Here is a 4,956-nt window from a genome sequence, read left to right on the forward strand (position 1 = left end):
CGCATGTCCGGGCGGAAAACCGGTTCCCACTGTTCCTGACATGCTCTAGAGCGCGACCGGCAGCGCACCGGCAACTTTGCTTTGGCGCAAAATGAAGTTTGTGGTTGTGGTACGCACCACGCCGAGCCGGTTGATGCGCTTCATGATAAAGCGTTCAAGATCTTCAGGATCTGTAGCCGCCACTTTGAGCACAAAATCAAACTCGCCGGTAATCGATGCACACTCGATCACCTCCTCCGCTGTTTCGATAAAACTATGAAACAGGTCAATTGATGTCTCGCTATGGTCCATCAAGGATACATGCACATAGGCAAGCGCGTGGAGACCGAGTTTCTTACCATCCACAATCGCAGCATAGCGCGTAATATAGCCTTCATCTTCAAGCTTTTTCATCCGCCGCCAGCACGGTGAAGGCGACAGACCCACCGCATCGGAGAGTTCCTGCGTGCTGGCACGCCCGTTTTGTTGCAGGAACTTTAAAATCAGTCTTTCAAAATTATCGAGCATGATTTGCCTATATTTACAGAAACTAGAAATATTTTGCCTGAATTGTGACCTCAATCAACGAAATAGAACATAATCTATCGCATTTCCATGCAATTCTAACTTCTAACATGGGAGGAAGAACATGCCAAAATCAACAAAATACGTTGCCAAGATTGCAGGGCCTGACGGCCGCATAGACTATACCAGCGATGATGATGCCGTATGGCGCGATCTTGTTGCCCAGCAGGAACAAAACGTCAAAAAATATGCCGCGAGAGAATATCTTGCAGGTCAGGAGAAATTGAACCTGCCCAAAGACAGAGTACCGCAATGCGTGGATGTTTCTGAAAAATTACAGGCCATGACCGGCTGGAACGTTGAGCCCGTCCCTGCCCTCATCGGGTTTTCCCAGTTTTTCAAAATGCTGTCAGAAAAAACCTTTCCGGCGGCGTCATTTATCCGCAGCAGGGAAGACTTCGATTATATTGAAGAGCCGGATATTTTCCATGAAATCTACGGTCACACGCCGCTTTTGACGGACGAGCGCTTTGCAAAGTTTTCCGAAGCCATCGGTAAGACCGGCCTTGAATGTGACAAAACGGAATATTCATGGCTGATACGTCTTTACTGGTCTACCATTGAATTTGGATTGATCCGGCAAGACGGACAGATCAAGGCACTGGGTTCAGGGCTGGCGTCCTCTCCGACCGAGCTGATCTATTCCATCACAGACGATGCAGCCGTCCGCAAACCTTTTGACGTGATCGATATCCTGAGAACACCTTACCGGATCGATATTCATCAGCCGATATATTTCGTGCTTGATGATGCCGATCAACTGTTTCAGGCAGCCGATCGCGATCTTCTTGCCGATATCCGCAAAGCAAAAGAGCTTGGACTTCACGCGCCGGCTTACCCGCCCAAAGAAGAGGTCGCCTAACAAAACGGCCCGTAAATTACGGGCCGCCTTCATGGTAAAATTTGTACGGTACGCGCAGTTTTGATTAAACGAAGAACTGCGCACCGTTGGCGGAAATTGTCGATCCGTTGATAAAACCGGAATTTTCCGAAGCCAGAAACGTGACGCAACGCGCAATTTCTTCAGGCTCTCCCAAACGGCCCGCCGGAATTTGCGGAATGATTTTGGAGTTCAGCACTTCTTCGGGAATGGCACGCACCATTTCAGTGCCGATATAGCCCGGACAAACCGCATTCGCCGTAATGCCTGCGCGGGCACCTTCCTGTGCAAGGGATTTGATAATGCCCAGATCACCAGCTTTTGTCGCAGCATAGTTTACCTGCCCGAACTGACCCTTTTGACCATTGATTGAAGAGATAACAATGACACGGCCGAATTTGCGCTCGCGCATCCCCGGCCAGACCGGATGAACCGTGTTGAACACACCCGTCAGGTTGGTGTCGACAACTTCTTTCCATTGCTCAGGCGACATTTTATGGAAAGGCGCATCACGGGTAATGCCGGCATTGGCAACGACAACATCAATCGGGCCGACTTCCGCTTCAACCTTTTCAAGTCCGGCTTTGGATTCAGCATAGTCGGCAACGTTCCACTTATAGGTTTTAATACCGGTTTCATCGGTAAAGGCCGCTGCCTTTTCATCATTACCGGCATAGGTTGCCGCCACATCATAGCCCTCGGCCTTCAATGCTTTGGAAATCGCCTCACCGATACCGCGTGTTCCGCCCGTTACGAGTGCCACTCGTGCCATAGTCTGCTCCTCCAACTTTGTTATCGTTAAAAAAGGCAGCCGGTAAGCCGCCTTATATTATTGAGGTTAGTCACGCTCTACACAGAGGGCAACACCCATTCCGCCGCCAATACACAAAGTCGCAAGACCTTTTTTCGCATCACGGCGCTGCATTTCGAATAGCAGCGTATTGAGAACACGCGCACCTGATGCGCCAACCGGATGACCGATCGCAATCGCACCGCCATTGACGTTCACAATGTCTTCGCTCCAGCCCATGTCTTTGTTGACTGCACATGCCTGCGCGGCAAAAGCTTCATTGGCTTCAACAAGATCAAGATCGGAAACACTCCATCCTGCTTTTTCAAGCGCCTTGCGTGACGCAGGGATCGGGCCGGTACCCATTATCGCCGGATCAACACCGGCAGTTGCCCAAGATACAATACGGCCTAACGGCTTGATGCCGCGTTTTTCCGCTTCGGCCTGGCTCATCAGAACCGTTGCAGCCGCACCATCATTGATGCCCGATGCGTTCGCTGCAGTGACTGTGCCTTCTTTGTCAAAAGCAGGACGCAGCTTTGAAATACCTTCGACAGTGACACCTTCCTTGATGTATTCGTCTTCTTCCACGACTGTTTCGCCCTTACGGGTCTTCACCGTGAACGGCACGATCTCGTCTTTGAATTTACCGGCTTTGCGCGCTGCCTCCGCCTTGTTTTGCGAAGATGCCGCGAAAGTGTCCTGATCAAGACGTGAAAGCTGCCATTTCTTGGCAACATTTTCCGCAGTATTGCCCATGTGATAGCCGTTGAATGCATCGGTCAAACCGTCTTTCAGCATCGTGTCGACCATTTTGTAGTCGCCCATTTTCACGCCGCCGCGCAAATGCTGGCAGTGCGGGGCCATCGACATGCTTTCCTGACCGCCTGCAACAATGATGTCGGCATCACCGGTTGCAATCTGCTGCATACCGATCGCAACCGCACGAAGGCCGGAACCGCAAAGCTGGTTCAATCCCCATGCTGTGGCTTCTTGCGGAATACCCGCGGCCATTGCCGCAATACGTGCAGGGTTTTGTCCGGCACCGGCGGTTAAAATCTGGCCCATGATGACTTCATCAACATCTTTAGGGTCCACACCTGCCCGTTCAAGCGCACCCTTAATGGCCGCCGCTCCCAACTCATGGGCTGGCACATTGGCAAAAGCGCCCAGAAAAGATCCGACAGGTGTGCGTGCGGCACTTGCTATAACGATAGGTTGCATAATTTTCCCTTTCACACTCCTTGGCATTTTTGCTGGAGCTATTTTTAAGTCCAATCGGCTATGGACAATAATATTTCAAGCAAGCTTGATTATCTAAGTCAAACCCGTTTCAAATCAAGCTACACCGTTAAACGAATGAATGCGCGTATTTTTTGAAATTTCCATGACAAGAAAAGACTTGGAAAACTGACATTTCCCGCGTTAGTTTATTTGCGTTACATTCATGCGCAGCGATCTGCATTTTGTACTGCGTTAAAGGAGGTCTAATGGCCAAGAAAACCGATACAACGATCATTAAAAAATACGCCAACAGACGACTCTATAATACGGGTACAAGCTCCTATGTAACGCTCGAAGATTTGGCGACAATGGTCAAGAATGATGAACAGTTCACGGTTCAGGATGCCAAATCAGGCGAAGAAATAACGCACTCTGTACTCACGCAAATAATTTTCGAGCAGGAAGCCAAGACCGGCCAGACCATGCTTCCCGTGTCTGTTCTGCGCCAGCTTATCTCCTTTTACGGGGATCAGATGCAGATGGTTGTGCCAAGCTATCTGGAACATTCCATGGCTGCCTTTGCAAAAGAACAAAGCAAAATGCGCGAGCAGCTTACCTCTATGGTCGGCAAATCACCGATAGACGTCATCACCTCCAGTCAGGAAATGATCAAGGAACAAACACAGCGCAATATGGAAATTTACCAGCAGGCCATGCGCATGTTTAATCCATTTATCGCTGATAATGACGAACCGGAAAGCCCGCCCGTGGCCAAAGCCGAAAGTGACGACGAATTAAAGAGGATGAAAGACCAGATTGCGGAAATGCAGCGCAAGCTCGACCAAATGGGCAATTAACCCCGCCGGTTTGGAAAAACTGTTTCACCACCAAAACCCCGTGACGCGACGCTAATATTACCCTTTATCACAGGCAGATCGCTCACACGAAACATATAGATGAGGCCGCAATGGCAAAACTGACACTTTCAAAAGCAAACAAAATCATCCGTGACGCTCTGGCAAAGGGCAAGGAACTGGGCCTGAAGCCGCTCACAGTCGTTGTTCTGGATGCAGGCGGTGCGATGATCGCCATGCAGCGCGAAGACGGATCGTCTCATTTACGCCCGGAAATCGCTGCCGGTAAGGCATTCGGGTGCATCGCGGCAGGTGTCGGCTCACGCTGGCTCAATGCTCAGGCCGAAACGCGTCCGCATTTCCTTGAAGGATTGTCGAACGTATCAGGCGGACGCATCGTTGCTGTTCCGGGCGGCGTTCTGGTGAAAACAAAAACCGGCGAGATTATCGGCGCGGTGGGCATTACCGGTGATACATCGGACAATGATGAAACCGCCGCAGTAGCAGGCATTGAAGGTGCGGGCCTGACACCTGACACCGGCGCTTGATTAAAACAAACCAAGTATAAAAAAGGCATCCAAATGGATGCCTTTTTGCGTATCGGACAAAGTGCTTAGAGCGTGTCTGCTTTTCACTGAATCGCA

General features: G+C 50.4%; 6 protein-coding genes. 3 read left to right on the top strand and 3 right to left on the bottom strand.

The window, feature by feature from the left end:
* Nucleotides 1-45: 45 nt before the first annotated feature.
* Nucleotides 46-507 (bottom strand): Lrp/AsnC family transcriptional regulator, encoded by a 462-nt coding sequence (locus tag SU32_RS16930; protein ID WP_054000564.1) that lies wholly within the window; start codon nucleotides 505-507, stop codon nucleotides 46-48.
* Between the two features lie 121 nt (nucleotides 508-628).
* Between SU32_RS16930 and phhA the strand changes: the two genes are divergently transcribed.
* Nucleotides 629-1,426 (top strand): phenylalanine 4-monooxygenase, encoded by a 798-nt coding sequence (gene phhA / locus SU32_RS16935; protein WP_054000565.1) that lies wholly within the window; start codon nucleotides 629-631, stop codon nucleotides 1,424-1,426.
* 64 nt (nucleotides 1,427-1,490) lie between these two features.
* On the opposite strand, the gene phbB is transcribed toward phhA, so the two are convergent.
* Nucleotides 1,491-2,216, bottom strand: a complete 726-nt coding sequence (gene phbB, locus SU32_RS16940) for an acetoacetyl-CoA reductase (protein WP_054000566.1) — start codon at nucleotides 2,214-2,216, stop codon at nucleotides 1,491-1,493.
* Between the two features lie 66 nt (nucleotides 2,217-2,282).
* The gene (locus tag SU32_RS16945; protein WP_054000567.1) at nucleotides 2,283-3,458 is read right to left on the bottom strand and encodes an acetyl-CoA C-acetyltransferase; all 1,176 of its coding nucleotides are present in this window, start codon (nucleotides 3,456-3,458) and stop codon (nucleotides 2,283-2,285) included.
* 266 nt (nucleotides 3,459-3,724) lie between these two features.
* Here SU32_RS16945 and phaR point away from each other — a divergent pair, with 266 nt between their 5' ends.
* Together phaR and SU32_RS16955 are read left to right on the top strand one after the other, a co-directional pair.
* Nucleotides 3,725-4,315, top strand: coding sequence for a polyhydroxyalkanoate synthesis repressor PhaR (phaR, locus tag SU32_RS16950; protein WP_054000568.1), 591 nt, complete (start codon nucleotides 3,725-3,727; stop codon nucleotides 4,313-4,315).
* 110 nt (nucleotides 4,316-4,425) lie between these two features.
* On the top strand, nucleotides 4,426-4,860 hold the full coding sequence (locus SU32_RS16955) for a GlcG/HbpS family heme-binding protein (RefSeq protein ID WP_054000569.1): 435 nt from the start codon (nucleotides 4,426-4,428) through the stop codon (nucleotides 4,858-4,860).
* Nucleotides 4,861-4,956 lie beyond the last annotated feature (96 nt).

This window comes from Ahrensia marina (assembly GCF_001293565.1).
GTDB classification, from domain to species: domain Bacteria; phylum Pseudomonadota; class Alphaproteobacteria; order Rhizobiales; family Rhizobiaceae; genus Ahrensia; species Ahrensia marina.

What these genes read in the sequence shown, in the direction of transcription:
- phbB (WP_054000566.1), bottom strand. Translation starts at nt 2,216, where the DNA reads ATGGCACGAGTGGCACTCGTAACGGGCGGAACACGCGGTATCGGTGAG.
- phhA (WP_054000565.1), top strand. Translation starts at nt 629, where the DNA reads ATGCCAAAATCAACAAAATACGTTGCCAAGATTGCAGGGCCTGACGGC.
- SU32_RS16930 (WP_054000564.1), bottom strand. Translation starts at nt 507, where the DNA reads ATGCTCGATAATTTTGAAAGACTGATTTTAAAGTTCCTGCAACAAAAC.
- SU32_RS16955 (WP_054000569.1), top strand. Translation starts at nt 4,426, where the DNA reads ATGGCAAAACTGACACTTTCAAAAGCAAACAAAATCATCCGTGACGCT.
- SU32_RS16945 (WP_054000567.1), bottom strand. Translation starts at nt 3,458, where the DNA reads ATGCAACCTATCGTTATAGCAAGTGCCGCACGCACACCTGTCGGATCT.
- phaR (WP_054000568.1), top strand. Translation starts at nt 3,725, where the DNA reads ATGGCCAAGAAAACCGATACAACGATCATTAAAAAATACGCCAACAGA.